Genomic DNA, 13,141 nt, shown 5'->3' with positions numbered 1-13,141 from the left:
ACCTTCCTCCCCCTCCAGCGTGGGACTTTGCCTCTGTCTCAGCCTCGAACACCTTGGGCCACACAGTCTGAATCACCGCGCGACGTAACACTCGTCGCTGAAAGCTGTTTGGAATTGGTTGGGTGCGTAACCAGCCTCCAATAGTGCGTCACCCCATCGAAGCCAGAGGTGGGGGTACCAATCCGCCTTTCGGATTCCGGTGCGATTCTGGACCAAAGCACTCCCTGGTCCCTTGCCACCGTTTTCCTTGGCCAGACGGTTGATAGCTTCGAGGATCTCTGACCTATCCATACGAATACCGTGCCGTCCAACGTGGAGGTCACCGGCGCTGCGCGGCTCTATCGCGCAGCGTCCGGTGGACCGCAGGGTTATGCCTCTGCGCGTTGTTCAATGTGAATTGACTCGGCTTCATACGACGAAAAACGGTGTACGGTTTCAACATGGATTGAGCGATCCGACATAACTAGAAATTCAATTTCGCCGCCTATGCCCACTCTTTCGGTTATTGGAAGAAGGCGATCTTGGCGCTGCTGCTCCAATATGATGTCAATGAGAAAGTCGGGGAAGCGAATGTCGTCGTTTGGCGTGACTGAGACAACGGGCTTGTACCCAAGGGCATACTGAAGTCTGTCGGAACGAAAGCCATGTTCTGAGCGATATGCATAACCAGCATACCGATGTTCCCGGACTGAGTAGCCAAAGTGATATATGGTGGCAGTAAGGCCACCCAAACCGCCTTCGGCACTGACAGATGCACGAAAGATGCTCGGGGCTTCTTCGTTCAGGTCGTCAATCGTCGCTCCATGGAGATTGGCCTGAAGATGCTGAAACCATCCGTTGATGAAACCTGCGTGGCCTGTGCCGGCGACAACCAAATCGGACGCTGGAACAGACAAGAACTTGCGTTGAAAAGACATGGGCATTCTGTCATCGGCGCCGATTACGAGGGTGTCCATGGCGATACAAACTTGCTCGGGTTGGAGGGCGAAGACGAGAGCGGTCATTGGCGCAACTCAAGAGGCATAACGACAGCGCAAACCGCCGCGAAACCGGCAAGCGCAGCGTCGCTGGTTGAGCGTCCGATTCAGCGCGCGCTTATGCGCCAATTTGCACAATCCTGCGGCGGCGAACCAGCCAGAGACCGGCAAGTGAGACGGCGAGGAGCGGCACGGTGTTGGGCTCAGGAACAGAGTAATCACTGTATGCAAAGTCGTCGATTACTATGCCTTCTCCACTAGAGCCATAGCCAGCATTCACGCCCCCAGTTCCTTGGAAAGTCAAGGTGTCAATGTTCAGATAGTTCAACTCAATCCTGGTTGGCGATACCGTGTCTATAACGAAAAGATCACGATACAGTTCAATCCCGTCTCGAAACCCTCGAACAACCAAGTCTTCCCCGTCGTTCCAGGGTGACGTAATGAAAGCACTTTCGAAATTGAAGGCTCGGTCTCTCCTAATTGTGGCAGCGCCAGTGCCTGTCCCTCGAAATGCCACGTACTTGCCCGACGTAGTGCCATTGCAGTAACCTCCAGCAAATATGCCACCAGTTGTTGAACATTCACCACGCAGTGTGGGCGCATAGAATGCCATGCTCAGGTTGACTATTTCGCCAACCCCTCTCCACTCGAAACCCTGATATCCATCGGGGATGACATCAAGGGTGCTCGGAGATAAATCTTCAAAATCGAGCACAATAGGTGCGGCTTGAACAAAACATAGACCATACGACAGAAACAATACTGCACCGAAGGCGCCAAGCTTCGCAGTCTGAACGAAATTCACAATGTGTCCTCCCTGATCATGATTCAGTTCACTCGGCCGTTGCCCAATCAGCGGCGAACAGCGGACGGTGCTCGGCTGCCGCGAATGCCTACCCAGTGTTCCGGAGCATCCCTTGACGCATAACGCTCCGGTTCAGCGGCGGTCCGCGCAGCGGACCGTCCGCTGGAACCGGTTGTTGGGCGGCAGCTAGTGGCGACCATACTTTGACCAATGAGGGGGGCGCGGAACGGGCTTGCTGAAGGCCTCGTGATAAAGCCGATGTACGTGCTCGCAAAGCTCAAGGAGCTGGGGAACGGGCAACGTCTCCCGCCAAGACCTGTCTACGAACTGGATCTCATAGGCTTTCCCGAGTTGAAAGCTGCCATGTGCCATGGAGTTCCGGATATGCTGGACCAGCGTGTCTTCACCAAGCTTCAAGCAGCCCGCTCGGTAGATGTCGCGAAATGGCCGAAGAGCTGAATCTAGAGGGACTGCATCCAGCCCGCGCTCAAGGTGCTCACTCCTCATGTAGCAAAGTGTCGTAAAGACCATGAAGACGACTCCAGCGCGCAACCGACCCCCACGGAGTGCAAGATCTGGAACTCCCGGAGGACCACCCGAACGCCCCTCCATCATCGACAACTCATGGCAGGCTGCCACGCACTGAAATGCAGTTGCAAACTTGTCAGTTGCAATGACGAGCTTGTGGTCGCGCAGCGCAGCGAGAAGCGCATCGTTCGAAACGGCTCGGAGCTGATCTAGCAACGGCTCAATGTCCACCTTACCGCTCCTCTGCCGCCCAACGTAAAGCTAACCGGCGCTGCGCGGCTTTATCGCGCAGCGTCCAGCGACCGAAGGGAGCGAGGTTGAGCGCCATGTTAGATTTTGAGGTCACTCGCGACCGCCAGTTTCAGCGGTTCGAGAGTCTTTACGATGACGCGCGAAACAGCCAGCAATTGCCGTATAGCCATTGAGTGGCCGCCAACGAGAAAGAGTTGGTCGATGCTATGCAGCGCTTGCTCTTTGATATTTTCTGGCGTACCTAAGTGGACGCCTCCCGACACGTGAGCTACATAACGAATTACTTCCTTCAGCGTGTGAGCGTGGCCAGACGTTACGACCACTACATGCTGAAAGAACTCTTTGCGACCAAGCTCCAGCGTCGGAATGCCGGGGGGCGAAGTTTCGGGGTCAAGGCTGTCTTGCTGTGACCAAAAGGAACCCGGAGGAAAACTATTCGCGTCTGGGGCGAGCCCAGCGCCCACTCGGAACTTGAGTTTTTGGCGATAGTGTTGGTTGACCGAATCGACAAGGGAGTGCTTCTCCAAGAATAATTTTCGGACGAGCGCGGATACTCCAAGAATGACATAGGGGTCGAGCGATTTCGATCGCTCCTCAATGTCTTGCAGCGTTCTGAGAAAGAGTACGCGATGGTCCATGGCGAAATCTAACGTCCAAATTCAGCGGTGAGCGAAGCGAGTCCGCTGCAATGCAGTGTTGGGCAAATTTGTTGGATTGGCGGGGGGAGGCACAATCTGGACGCCGGCCGCCTTCAGTCTGGCCTCGCCACGTTGTATCTCTTTGAACAGTGCGTCCAGATTATTGCCATACTTGGCGCCAATCGCATCCTTGATGCCATGGACTTCCATCATGATTTCGTCAGTCATCGTCACTTCCTCCAAGAAGTTCCTCGGGGGTGCATATGATCGGGAGGAACAATTCGAACTGTTCAAGATACACGGCGATCTTTTCCTGAATCACTGGATTGGCAATGTGACGGCAATTCCAGGTCAGAAGGAAATCAACGTGATGCAGTGTCGAAACAACAATATGGAGCGCATCCTCGATCGCCCTGGCAGGAATGATGGCTTGCTCGATAAGCGATCCGGCCAAGCGAATCATGTCTTGCGTTACCGCGAGGACGGGTATCCCCTCAAGTGCCGCAAGCCTTTTCTCCGCAGCCACCGGATCGCCAGCGGCGCACTCTTGCCAAACAGATTGAGAAACAAAAAGTTCATAGTCCGAGCATAGCTCCCACCAAGCCAGCGTTATTTGCTGATGGGCAGCGCCAATAATGGTCTTGCTGGGGCGTGCGGTCAGGTAGCTAATGACGGAGGTCTCAACGTAGACTTTGCGCTTCATGAAGTTGGTCCTTTTTCGGAAACCGTGGTCTGTCCCCTAAAACGCAGAGTGCTATCGCCAACACAAAATGGATTGGCTTTCTCCGCATCGGGCTTAACCCCGGGCGGGTAGACGCGATAGATTGTCCGATCGGCATATCGACAGAAACGCGTACCTGGCGGGGAGTAATCCAGCCATGGGCCTACTTCGGTGCTTCCAGTGCTCTCCTGCGTCCAGCCCTCAGACTCGTAGCTCGGACTTGACGCGCTCTGCGACTGCCTTGTAATTGGGTTTTTGGATGAACTGGAATGTGGCGTCGGGACTGGTTGCAGCATGGGTATGATGATTGCTGCAAGTATGCCGATAATGGGAAGCAACCCAAAAACCCAAATGACCCAAGTATGAACGCCGCCCTTGTATTTCAAGTACTCAAGGAGTTTTGGAGTGTCCTTGATCGATAACTGCGCCATCGCTATTTTTTTCTTCACTCTGCCGTGATAAAGGGAGTTGGCGTAGACGGTGAAAGCAATCCACGGCCCAAAAAATACTAGCGCACCGATTCCCGGTGAACCTGCTTTCTCCAAAACGCTGGAGACCGTGGCGATGCCCCAGAACGCAAAGAACCAACCATACATCTTGCGGTAGATGGCCCAAACCCCGCCGCAAAAAAATGCAGGCCAGTTCCAGCTTGCTATTAATCCCAGAGGCTGCTGGTCAAACTGCTCAAACTTGGTGAGATAGTAAATACGATTTTTTTTCGCCAAGGATTGCCTCATACAACTCTTGCATATCGCGTCCCCTTCGAGAACCTAACGCCAAGCCTCAGCGGACCCGCGCGCCTTTGGCGCGGGGTCCGCTGGAGGCGCACGTTAGACCATTACGCAATTGCAGATTCAGCCGCCTTGAATAGCTGGAATCGCTCCTTTATGCCTGCTGTACCACCGTTTATTATTTTTGTAATTGTTGTAAAGTCTTCCAAATCGTTATCATCCGTTTCGTCATCTGCTAGCTCGTTAAGGCCATGAGACGCCCAAAACCAAGCTGCGGACATGGAGGCAAGTGGAGCCTCCAATAACCGATCGGGCATAGTCAACAGATCCACACCAAGAACTGCGGATGCCGAGGCGTAATTCGATCGCCCGGTAAGCTGAATAAGTCCGCGACCTCTATATTTGTATCCATCTCCAGAAGAAGCTGGCCCATTTCCAATTCGATTCGCGTAGACGTAGCTACCAAGCTTCTGGGGATTCCGTTCGAACTGTTGAGCAAACTCAAGTGTAGGAAATCGTTTTGGCCATACTTGCATTAACCTTGCAGCCGTATAAGACAGATTCTCTTGCAAGGTATTAAACTGACCAGATTCGTGAGCAATTTGCCCAAGGAATGATGCGATACGTGCTTTGCTATTAATATTGTATTTCTCAAGGGCTGGAATGAGCGCTGCCGCCCAAACATCAGGACTCTTGCAACGCGGGAACGCAGTGTGGAGCTGACTTACTGTAATCAGGGACATACGATTCTCCTTTTTGATGATGATTGGTCTAACGCCAGCCTCAGCCGCCGCAAAAAGTGCGGCGAGCGTAGCGAGCGGCACTTTTTGCGGTCGGTTGTAGGCTTTTGTTGGCGCTATTAATGATCCTCGCCGCTGTGGGCTTCCGACCTTCGGCAGGAGTTGGCGTCAGATCAGGCTTTTCACGAGTCTCAGAGCTCCAGTCAAGACACGGGCGCCTTCTGCGATGCGATCTAGTGTCGCGCCCAGTTGTTCCATGTCTTTTAGGAGCTTGTCAGCTGCGTCGGCCTTGTCCTTGAGGCCAGACTCTAGTTCATCGACTAAATCGTCTCTCAATAGCGCCTTCTTCAACGCTTGGCGCATGTCCTCCATGTCCTTTTTAGCTTTCTTTAGCGTTGCTTCAAGCATGGTCTCTCTTGCGGTGTCACCCATGATCTGAGCATTGAAAATCTGCGTGCTCAACTCGCGAGCGTAGGCGTCGAACCGCTCTTGGGACTGCCGTGTAATCTCTAGTTTCCGCTTAACGATAGATTGATTGTTCGTCATTGTCCTATCCTCCTAGTTAGCTTTTCTTCTTGGCTGCCTTTGCGTTTTCGACTTTCTCGGCAAGACTGTTGATTCGCCCATTCGCTTCAGCCAGTTGTTTGGGATCTCCTGGATTGTCAAAACTGTCAAGAATGGCTCTGTGGGTTCTCGCGATATCAAAGAACATTTTCCAGGTCGCTTTGCCTTCTCCTTCAACAACCGCATCGTAGGCGCTCCGTGCGCGGGTGAGTTCCGCTTTAGCAAGCGATGAGTTGCCGGCCCCTTCGGCTCGAGCCGCATTGCCCAAAGCATTTTTCAGGCTATCGTAGCGTGCTTGCAGATCGGCGAGTTCTGTCTCTTCTGCCCAACTGGCGAGGGCGACCGCGGCGATCTCCACCGAATTGTCAGCATCTTTTACGATGGACGACAGCATCGCGTAGCGGCGCGCCTCGAAAACTTCCGTCAGCAGGCTACCGATAAGGTCGGTATTGGCGCTACGGATTGCTGTGGTGCGATCCGACGGAGGGGGAGAACCTTGAAATTTGTTGGCTTCGTCGATCAAGCCAAATACGGCCGTGCTCGCATTCGTGAAACTGCTGCCCAATTTGGACGGGGTGTCTGCTTGCGCCAAGGCGAGTAAAGACTTGGAATAACGCTGCAACGCAAGTGATAACCGGCGCGCGTTGTACCCTTGGGCACCCGGGCCATCCGAGGGTGGTCTGATGGGCGGATTCGGCTCGCTTCTGTCACGTCGCGCCTGCTTCAGCGCACAATGTTTGGAGAAGTCATCGAGTTTCTCCGAATCGATGCGTTGATCGAATCGAAGAGGTTCGATGCACCCAACTGGCATGAGTGTCACATTGTTGGCGACCATGGCCTCGTTTAGCTCGGCGCGGTATTTTTCTTCGATCGCATCGCCTTCATATCGCTTGATTACCTGTCCCGTCGTGGACTCCATAGCAGTGGAGAATTTGGCAACGTCGGGTGCTATATGCACCGTAGAGCATCCTGTGCTAAGTAATGTGGAAACAATAGCGACATACAACAGCTTTTTTGTTTTCATTTATCCTCTCCTGTTGTCGGTTATCGGTTATCGGTCTGTTCTGCACAAAGTGTCATAAGGGAATCTACCTTCACACTAATTAATGACCCATTTGTTCTCGCGCGCCAACGTGAAGTGGACATCCTACTTCACGATTTACTTTGCGTCATTATACTGTACTCATGAACAGTTATCGGCAAATTTCCAACCGAAACAAGGAGGTGCCCAATGGACACGTTCACTAAAAGTTCGGGCAATTGCGTCAATGCCGGCGGCGCTTCTCGCCCCCCCAGGCGGCTGCTGGAACAGCTCAGCGACCGCATCCGTGTCAAGCACTATAGCATACGGACCGAGCAGGCTTATAGCGATTGGGTGCGACGTTTCATTCTCTTCCACGGCAAACGTCATCCGCGGGAAATGGGAGCAAACGAGGTGGAGGCGTTTCTGACTCACCTTGCCGTCGCGGGGCGTGTTTCTGCATCCACCCAGAACCAGGCGAAAAGCGCTCTATTGTTCCTTTACAAGGAAGTGTTGGAGACTGAGCTGCCGTGGCTGGATGAGGTCGAGTCGGCGAAGGCTACGAAACGTCTGCCGGTCGTTCTGACCCCGGCAGAAGTTCAGCGTCTGCTGGCGCCGATCGAAGGAACCGTGGGTCTGATCCTCCGACTGCTCTACGGTACCGGGATGCGCATCATGGAGTGCCTGCGGTTGCGGGTGAAGGACGTGGACTTCGCTCGCGGGGAGATCCTGGTGCGGGAGGGAAAGGGGTTCAAGGATCGGGTGACGATGCTGCCCGAAAAGCTGCTTGTTCCACTCAGCGAGCATCTGGCGCGGGTAAAGACGCTGCACGAAGCGGACCTCGCTGACGGTTTTGGCGAAGTGTATTTGCCATGGGCGCTCGAACGAAAATACCCGAACGCCGCGCGTGAATGGGCCTGGCAGTATGTGTTTGTCGCCGCCAAACGATCGGTCGATCCGCGCTCGGGGGCAGTGCGCCGACACCACGTGGGAGCGCAGAGCATCCAGCGTGCGATGCGCGATGCGCTGCGCCATGCCGGAATCAGCAAGCCAGCGACCCCACACACGCTTCGCCACTCGTTTGCCACTTCCCTGCTCGAAAGCGGCTACGACATTCGCACCGTGCAGGAACTCCTGGGCCATGCGGATGTGAGCACGACGATGATTTACACGCATGTGCTCAGGCGCGGCGGGCGAGGTGTTCGGAGCCCGTTCGACGCCCTGGTATAGACTGGCGTACGTAGGCAGCCGGCAGAGAGCAGTTTGGCCGGTCAGGTTCCGACATGCTCAGGTCGCTGCGTTGAGCAGCGAGGGAGCGCGCACGTTTTTTTCTTCGGCTGCAGAGATTTGCCCATACCGCCAATGCGCATCCAATGATCAAGGGAACCCGTTTGGGACGGTACACCGTCGTGCCGTGTTTCCAGAGGCTCTGACTTCGCTTGCTACCTTTCCCCCCGCGCCGCCAGATAAATCCCGAGCAGCAGCATCACAAACCCGACTCCCTGCCATAGCGCGAATGCTTCCCCGAAAAAGACCCACGCCAGCATCGCACTTCCCACCGGCTCCCCGAGCGTCACCACCGCAATGAAGGTCGGCGAAACATGTTTGAGCGACCAGTTGTACGAAGTGTGGCCGAGCAACTGCGGGCCGAGCGCCATGCCCAGGGCCACCAGATAAGCGGCGTCGCTGTATCCGGTCAAGGGCGTGCCGCTGCTCTGACAGGCAAGAACCAGCAGAATCGCGGCACTGCCGTAGGCGAGCCAGACATACGCCGGCAGCGGCAGGCTGGCGCGCAGGCGGCGACCGATCAGGAGATACGCCGAGAAGCACCAGCTTCCCACAATGGCGAGGAGGTTGCCGAGCAGTGGATTGCTGCCGGGGGCGCTTGCCCGGCTGTCGCTCCAGAAGATCAGTCCGCTGCCGGACAGGGAAATCACGATGCCGACGAGCATCAGGCGGCTCGGGCGGTCGCCAAAAAGCAGGAACGAAGCGATGCCGACCCACAACAGATTGGTCGTCACCAGCGCGGTACTGCTGGCCACCGAGGTGTATTCGAGCGAGGTGATCCAGGTGGCGAAATGCAGCGCCAGGAAGAAGCCCGCGCCGCAGGTCAGCAGGATCTGCCCGCGGCTCAGCGTACGCAGTGTCCGGCTCGACTGCCAGAGGGCGATCGGGGTGATGATCAGCGCCGCGAGGCCGAGGCGCAGCGTGGCGATGGTCAGGGACGGCAAGCCGTAGCCCTGGGCAAAGCGCGCCAGAATGGCGCCGAAGGAGATCGCCAGCAGGCCGACGCCGAGGATCAGAAAAGGGAGCCAGCGCGGCGGCGCCTTGCCGCTGTCCATGAGGCTCAGGTCGCCGTCGCGGCGTGACCGCCTTCGAGATAGGCGGCGTGTACCTCCGGGTTGGCCAGCAGCTCCCGGCCGCTACCCGACAGGATGATCTGACCATGTTGCAGCACGTAGCCGCGGTGCGCGACGCGTAAGGCGTGGTGCGCGTTCTGTTCGACGAGCAGGAGGGTCATGCCGTGCTCGCGGTTGAGTTCGCGGACGATCTGGAAGATTTTCTTGATGTACAGCGGTGCCAGGCCGAGCGAGGGTTCGTCGAGCAGCAGGAGTTGCGGCCGGCTCATCAGCGCACGCGCGATCGACAGCATCTGCTGTTCGCCACCCGAGAGCGTGCCGGCGCGCTGCTGGCAGCGCTCCTCGAGAATCGGGAAGAGCGTGTACATGCGTTTCAAGTCGACCGCGAAGTTCATCTCCTCGCCGAGCACGGCGCCCATCTGCAGGTTCTCCATCACCGTCATGCGTGAGAAGATGCGCCGGCCTTCGGGAACCAGCGCGATGCCGCGGCGGGCGATTTCATGCGTCGGCAGACTGGTGATGTCTTCGCCGTCGAAGACGATGCGTCCGCCCGATGCGCGCGGCTGGCCGAAAATCGCCATCATCAGCGTCGACTTGCCGGCGCCGTTGGCCCCGATCAGGGTGACCACTTCGCCGACCTGCACGTCGATGTCGACGCCGTGCAGCGCATGGATGTGTCCGTAGTGGGCATGCACGCCCGACAGTTGCAGCATCATCGCCGGGCCTCCGGAGGCAGGGCTTCCTTGGCATGCGACTCGTCGGCCTGCAGTTCGTCGGCATCTTCCTCGCCGAGATAGGCCTTGATCACGTTCGGATCGCGCTGGATCTGCAGCGGCGGGCCTTCGGCGATCTTGCGGCCGTAGTTGAGGACGCAGATGTGGTCCGAGACATTCATCACCACGCTCATGTCGTGCTCGATCAGCAGGATGGCGATGCCTTCGTCGCGCGCCAGGTGTTTGAGGAGTTCGTTGAGTTCGGCCGATTCGCGCGGGTTGAGGCCGGCCGCCGGTTCGTCGAGGCAGAGCAGGAGCGGGTCAACACAGAGTGCGCGGGCGATCTCGATGCGCCGCTGCATGCCGTAGGGCAGGTCGCCGGCGGCGGTGTCTGCCTGGTCGATCAGATGGAGGTGTTTGAGCCAGCCGACCGCCTTGTCCATCGCTGCCGCTTCCGCGCGGCGATAGCCGGGCAAGCCGAAGAGGCCGGCCAGCGAGAAACGCGAGGCGTGCTGCAGGGCGTTGTGCTGCGCGACGATGAGGTTTTCGAGGACGGTCATCTTCGGGAACAGGCGGATGTTCTGGAAGGTGCGCACCACCTTGGCTGTGCGCGCGACCTGGTGGCTGGCGAGCTGTTCGAGGCGCATCACGCCGCGTTGCGGGTGGTTGAGGCGGACGCTGCCTTGGCTCGGCTTGTAGAAACCGGTCAGGCAGTTGAAGAAGGTGGTCTTGCCGGCGCCGTTCGGTCCGATGACGCCGGTGATCTGGCGGGCGGCGACGTCGAGCGACAGGTCGTCGATGGCCAGCAGGCCGCCGAAGCGCATGCTCAGGCGCTCGACGCTCAGGAGCGGGGCGGCGCTCATCGGCGGCCGCCGTCGGCGAGGTAGCGCAGCGTCGGTTCGCGGTGCGAGAGGATGCCGCCGGGTTTCCAGACCATGATCAGGATCATCGCCGCGCCGAAGAGCAGCATCCGGTATTCGGCAAAGTCGCGCCCGAGTTCGGGCAGCAGCACCAGCACCAGGGAGGCGAGGACGACACCGAGCTGGCTGCCCATGCCGCCGAGAACGACGATCGCCAGGATGATCGCCGACTCGTTGAAGGTGAAGGATTCGGGCGAGATGAATCCCTGCCGGGCCGCGAAAAAGACGCCGGCGAAACCGCCGAGCATGGCCCCGATGGCAAAGGCCGAGAGCTTGACGTTGCGCGCGTTGATGCCCATCGCCTTGCAGGCGATCTCGTCTTCGCGCATCGCTTCCCAGGCGCGGCCGATCGGTAGCCGGCGCATTCTTGAGACGAAGCCGTTGGTGAGCAGCGCCAGCGCGAGAATCAGGTAATAGAGGAAGATGATGCGGTGGTTGGGGGCATATTCGAGACCGAAGAACGAGGCGAAGGTCGGATCGTCGCCAGGCGGTTTGAAAGGCAGGCCGAAGAACGAGGGGCGCGGGATCGAGGGGATGCCGTTCGGGCCGCCCGAAAGCTCGGTCCAGTTGACCAGGATGACGCGGATGATCTCGCCGAAGCCGAGCGTCACGATTGCCAGGTAATCGCCGCGCAGGCGCAGCGTCGGCCAGCCGAGAAGGATCCCGAAGCTCGCCGCCATGGCGCCGGCGACCGGCAGCGCCTGCCAGAATCCCCAGCCGAATTGCGTGGACAAGAGGCCGTAGGTGTAGGCGCCGACCGCGTAGAAAGCGACATAGCCGAGATCGAGCAGGCCGGCCAGACCGACGACGACGTTCAGGCCCCAGCCGAGCATCACGTAGATCAGCACCGTGGTCGCGGTATCGACGACGTAGCGGTTCTCGGAAAAAACGATCGGCAGCACCAGCGAGACGCCGAGTGCGATCCAGCCGACCCAGGTCAGCAGTGGGCTGCTCGCCAGGCTGCGCGCGCTGACCGCTTCCGCTGCCTGTTCGCGTGCCTGCCGGCGTGCCCGCAGGTGGTCGAGGGTATAGCGCAGCAACAGGCGGCCGGCGAAGCAAACGGCGACGAATGAAAATAGCGCCGGCCAGCGGGTGGTGATGCGCAGCGCGCCGCCCTGGTCGACGGTGCTCAGGCCGATCATCGGGATGCCGAGCAGCAGGGCGATCAGGGCCAGCGCCGCGGCGTCCTTGAGGCGCTCGGCCGGGGTGACGCCGGGATGGGCGAGAACGAGCGCGGACATCAGACTTTCTCCACTTCAGGACGGCCGAGCAGGCCGGAAGGGCGGAACATCAGCACCAGGATGAGGATGCTGAAGGTGGCCACGTCCTTGTACTCGGCCGACAGGTAAGCGGCCCAGAATGCTTCGATGAGGCCGATCAGGAGGCCGCCGAGCATCGCTCCCGGCAGCGAGCCGATACCGCCGAGGACGGCGGCGGTAAAGGCCTTGATGCCGGCGACGAAACCGATGAAGAAATCGACGACGCCGTAATAGACCGTGACCATCACTCCGGCGACGGCGGCGAGCGCTGCGCCGAGCATGAAGGTCAGCGAGATCGTGCGGTCGACGTTGATCCCGAGCAGCGCGGTCATCGTCCGGTCCTGCTCGCACGAGCGTTGCTGGCGGCCGAAGGAAGTCTGGGTGATCAGGTAGGTGAAGCCGGCCATCAGCGCGACGGTGACGAAAACGATCAGGATCTGCGAGTAGGCGAGGCGGACGGTGAAGCCGTCGACCGTCAGCAGATCGATGCCACCGACGAGAACCGGCGCGATCGGCTTGACACGTGCCCCTTGCGTCAGTTGCACCATGTTCTGCAGGAAGATCGACATGCCGATCGCCGAGATCAGCGGCGCCAGTCGCGTCGAACCGCGCAGCGGCCGGTAGGCGATGCGTTCGACCGTCCAGCCATAGACCGAGGTGAACAGCACGGCGACCAGCAGCACCAGCAGCAGCGAGAGCGGGATTGAACTGATCCCGAAGCCGGCCAGCATCGTGAACACGGTCACGGCGATGAAGGCGCTGACCATGTAGATGTCGCCATGCGCGAAATTGATCATCCCGATGATGCCGTAGACCATCGTGTAGCCGATGGCGATCAGGCCATAGACGGCCCCCAGGGTCAGTCCGTTGATTAGTTGTTGAAGTGCGAGAGCCATGGTCCTCCTCCTTGTT

16 protein-coding genes are annotated in these 13,141 nt (G+C 58.3%); 2 read left to right on the top strand and 14 right to left on the bottom strand.

Annotation, left to right across the window (positions count from 1 at the left end):
• Positions 1 to 368: 368 nt before the first annotated feature.
• On the bottom strand, positions 369 to 1,004 hold the full coding sequence (locus V5B59_RS09755) for a hypothetical protein (protein WP_332351842.1): 636 nt from the start codon (positions 1,002 to 1,004) through the stop codon (positions 369 to 371).
• 91 nt (positions 1,005 to 1,095) lie between these two features.
• Positions 1,096 to 1,782, bottom strand: coding sequence for a PEP-CTERM sorting domain-containing protein (locus V5B59_RS09750; protein ID WP_332351841.1), 687 nt, complete (start codon positions 1,780 to 1,782; stop codon positions 1,096 to 1,098).
• 258 nt (positions 1,783 to 2,040) lie between these two features.
• On the opposite strand from V5B59_RS09750, the gene V5B59_RS09745 reads away from it, so the two are divergent.
• Positions 2,041 to 2,241: a hypothetical protein gene (locus tag V5B59_RS09745; RefSeq protein ID WP_332351840.1), complete on the top strand. Its 201-nt coding sequence runs from the start codon at positions 2,041 to 2,043 to the stop codon at positions 2,239 to 2,241.
• A gap of 398 nt (positions 2,242 to 2,639) precedes the next feature.
• Here the strand turns inward: V5B59_RS09745 and V5B59_RS09740 are convergent, their stop codons facing one another.
• From V5B59_RS09740 to V5B59_RS09710, 7 genes are all read right to left on the bottom strand, one after another.
• On the bottom strand, positions 2,640 to 3,200 hold the full coding sequence (locus tag V5B59_RS09740; protein WP_332351839.1) for a hypothetical protein: 561 nt from the start codon (positions 3,198 to 3,200) through the stop codon (positions 2,640 to 2,642).
• A gap of 21 nt (positions 3,201 to 3,221) precedes the next feature.
• On the bottom strand, positions 3,222 to 3,428 hold the full coding sequence (locus V5B59_RS09735; RefSeq protein ID WP_169070181.1) for a hypothetical protein: 207 nt from the start codon (positions 3,426 to 3,428) through the stop codon (positions 3,222 to 3,224).
• The gene (locus V5B59_RS09730; RefSeq protein ID WP_332351838.1) at positions 3,421 to 3,903 is read right to left on the bottom strand and encodes a type II toxin-antitoxin system VapC family toxin; all 483 of its coding nucleotides are present in this window, start codon (positions 3,901 to 3,903) and stop codon (positions 3,421 to 3,423) included. The genes V5B59_RS09735 and V5B59_RS09730 overlap by 8 nt, the downstream gene beginning before the upstream one ends.
• Positions 3,900 to 4,646, bottom strand: coding sequence for a DUF2628 domain-containing protein (locus tag V5B59_RS09725; RefSeq protein WP_332351837.1), 747 nt, complete (start codon positions 4,644 to 4,646; stop codon positions 3,900 to 3,902). Before V5B59_RS09725 ends, V5B59_RS09730 begins: the two co-directional genes overlap by 4 nt.
• Positions 4,647 to 4,759: 113 nt before the next feature.
• Positions 4,760 to 5,395, bottom strand: coding sequence for a glycoside hydrolase family 19 protein (locus V5B59_RS09720; RefSeq protein ID WP_332351836.1), 636 nt, complete (start codon positions 5,393 to 5,395; stop codon positions 4,760 to 4,762).
• A 165-nt stretch (positions 5,396 to 5,560) separates the two neighbouring features.
• Positions 5,561 to 5,938 carry a hypothetical protein gene (locus V5B59_RS09715; RefSeq protein ID WP_332351835.1) on the bottom strand — a complete coding sequence of 126 codons (378 nt, stop codon included), beginning with the start codon at positions 5,936 to 5,938 and terminating at the stop codon, positions 5,561 to 5,563.
• 16 nt (positions 5,939 to 5,954) lie between these two features.
• The gene (locus V5B59_RS09710) at positions 5,955 to 6,980 is read right to left on the bottom strand and encodes a hypothetical protein (protein ID WP_332351834.1); all 1,026 of its coding nucleotides are present in this window, start codon (positions 6,978 to 6,980) and stop codon (positions 5,955 to 5,957) included.
• Between the two features lie 207 nt (positions 6,981 to 7,187).
• On the opposite strand from V5B59_RS09710, the gene V5B59_RS09705 reads away from it, so the two are divergent.
• Positions 7,188 to 8,207 carry an integron integrase gene (locus V5B59_RS09705; protein WP_332351833.1) on the top strand — a complete coding sequence of 340 codons (1,020 nt, stop codon included), beginning with the start codon at positions 7,188 to 7,190 and terminating at the stop codon, positions 8,205 to 8,207.
• Between the two features lie 212 nt (positions 8,208 to 8,419).
• Here V5B59_RS09705 and V5B59_RS09700 read toward each other — a convergent pair whose 3' ends face one another.
• The 5 genes from V5B59_RS09700 to V5B59_RS09680 are packed head-to-tail and all read right to left on the bottom strand — an operon-like array spanning position 8,420 to position 13,125.
• Positions 8,420 to 9,319 carry a DMT family transporter gene (locus V5B59_RS09700; protein WP_169070538.1) on the bottom strand — a complete coding sequence of 300 codons (900 nt, stop codon included), beginning with the start codon at positions 9,317 to 9,319 and terminating at the stop codon, positions 8,420 to 8,422.
• Positions 9,320 to 9,324: 5 nt separating this feature from the next.
• Positions 9,325 to 10,050: an ABC transporter ATP-binding protein gene (locus V5B59_RS09695; RefSeq protein ID WP_169070555.1), complete on the bottom strand. Its 726-nt coding sequence runs from the start codon at positions 10,048 to 10,050 to the stop codon at positions 9,325 to 9,327.
• Positions 10,050 to 10,913 (bottom strand): ABC transporter ATP-binding protein, encoded by an 864-nt coding sequence (locus V5B59_RS09690; protein ID WP_169070539.1) that lies wholly within the window; start codon positions 10,911 to 10,913, stop codon positions 10,050 to 10,052. The genes V5B59_RS09695 and V5B59_RS09690 overlap by 1 nt, the downstream gene beginning before the upstream one ends.
• Positions 10,910 to 12,211, bottom strand: a complete 1,302-nt coding sequence (livM, locus tag V5B59_RS09685) for a high-affinity branched-chain amino acid ABC transporter permease LivM (protein ID WP_169070540.1) — start codon at positions 12,209 to 12,211, stop codon at positions 10,910 to 10,912. The genes V5B59_RS09690 and livM overlap by 4 nt, the downstream gene beginning before the upstream one ends.
• Positions 12,211 to 13,125 carry an ABC transporter permease subunit gene (locus tag V5B59_RS09680; protein WP_169070541.1) on the bottom strand — a complete coding sequence of 305 codons (915 nt, stop codon included), beginning with the start codon at positions 13,123 to 13,125 and terminating at the stop codon, positions 12,211 to 12,213. The genes livM and V5B59_RS09680 overlap by 1 nt, the downstream gene beginning before the upstream one ends.
• Positions 13,126 to 13,141: the final 16 nt, after the last annotated feature.

The organism is Candidatus Accumulibacter contiguus (assembly GCF_036625285.1).
GTDB classification, from domain to species: Bacteria; Pseudomonadota; Gammaproteobacteria; order Burkholderiales; family Rhodocyclaceae; genus Accumulibacter; species Accumulibacter contiguus.
The sequence above is the reverse complement of the archived record's forward strand: the minus strand, read 5'-3'. Positions and strand labels throughout refer to the sequence as shown.

Coding starts and splice junctions, on each gene's coding strand:
- livM (WP_169070540.1), bottom strand. CDS start 12,211: ATGTCCGCGCTCGTTCTCGCCCATCCCGGCGTCACCCCGGCCGAGCGC.
- V5B59_RS09690 (WP_169070539.1), bottom strand. CDS start 10,913: ATGAGCGCCGCCCCGCTCCTGAGCGTCGAGCGCCTGAGCATGCGCTTC.
- V5B59_RS09695 (WP_169070555.1), bottom strand. CDS start 10,050: ATGCTGCAACTGTCGGGCGTGCATGCCCACTACGGACACATCCATGCG.
- V5B59_RS09705 (WP_332351833.1), top strand. CDS start 7,188: ATGGACACGTTCACTAAAAGTTCGGGCAATTGCGTCAATGCCGGCGGC.
- V5B59_RS09710 (WP_332351834.1), bottom strand. CDS start 6,980: ATGAAAACAAAAAAGCTGTTGTATGTCGCTATTGTTTCCACATTACTT.
- V5B59_RS09730 (WP_332351838.1), bottom strand. CDS start 3,903: ATGAAGCGCAAAGTCTACGTTGAGACCTCCGTCATTAGCTACCTGACC.
- V5B59_RS09755 (WP_332351842.1), bottom strand. CDS start 1,004: ATGACCGCTCTCGTCTTCGCCCTCCAACCCGAGCAAGTTTGTATCGCC.
- V5B59_RS09745 (WP_332351840.1), top strand. CDS start 2,041: ATGTACGTGCTCGCAAAGCTCAAGGAGCTGGGGAACGGGCAACGTCTC.
- V5B59_RS09735 (WP_169070181.1), bottom strand. CDS start 3,428: ATGACTGACGAAATCATGATGGAAGTCCATGGCATCAAGGATGCGATT.
- V5B59_RS09715 (WP_332351835.1), bottom strand. CDS start 5,938: ATGACGAACAATCAATCTATCGTTAAGCGGAAACTAGAGATTACACGG.
- V5B59_RS09740 (WP_332351839.1), bottom strand. CDS start 3,200: ATGGACCATCGCGTACTCTTTCTCAGAACGCTGCAAGACATTGAGGAG.
- V5B59_RS09680 (WP_169070541.1), bottom strand. CDS start 13,125: ATGGCTCTCGCACTTCAACAACTAATCAACGGACTGACCCTGGGGGCC.
- V5B59_RS09720 (WP_332351836.1), bottom strand. CDS start 5,395: ATGTCCCTGATTACAGTAAGTCAGCTCCACACTGCGTTCCCGCGTTGC.
- V5B59_RS09700 (WP_169070538.1), bottom strand. CDS start 9,319: ATGGACAGCGGCAAGGCGCCGCCGCGCTGGCTCCCTTTTCTGATCCTC.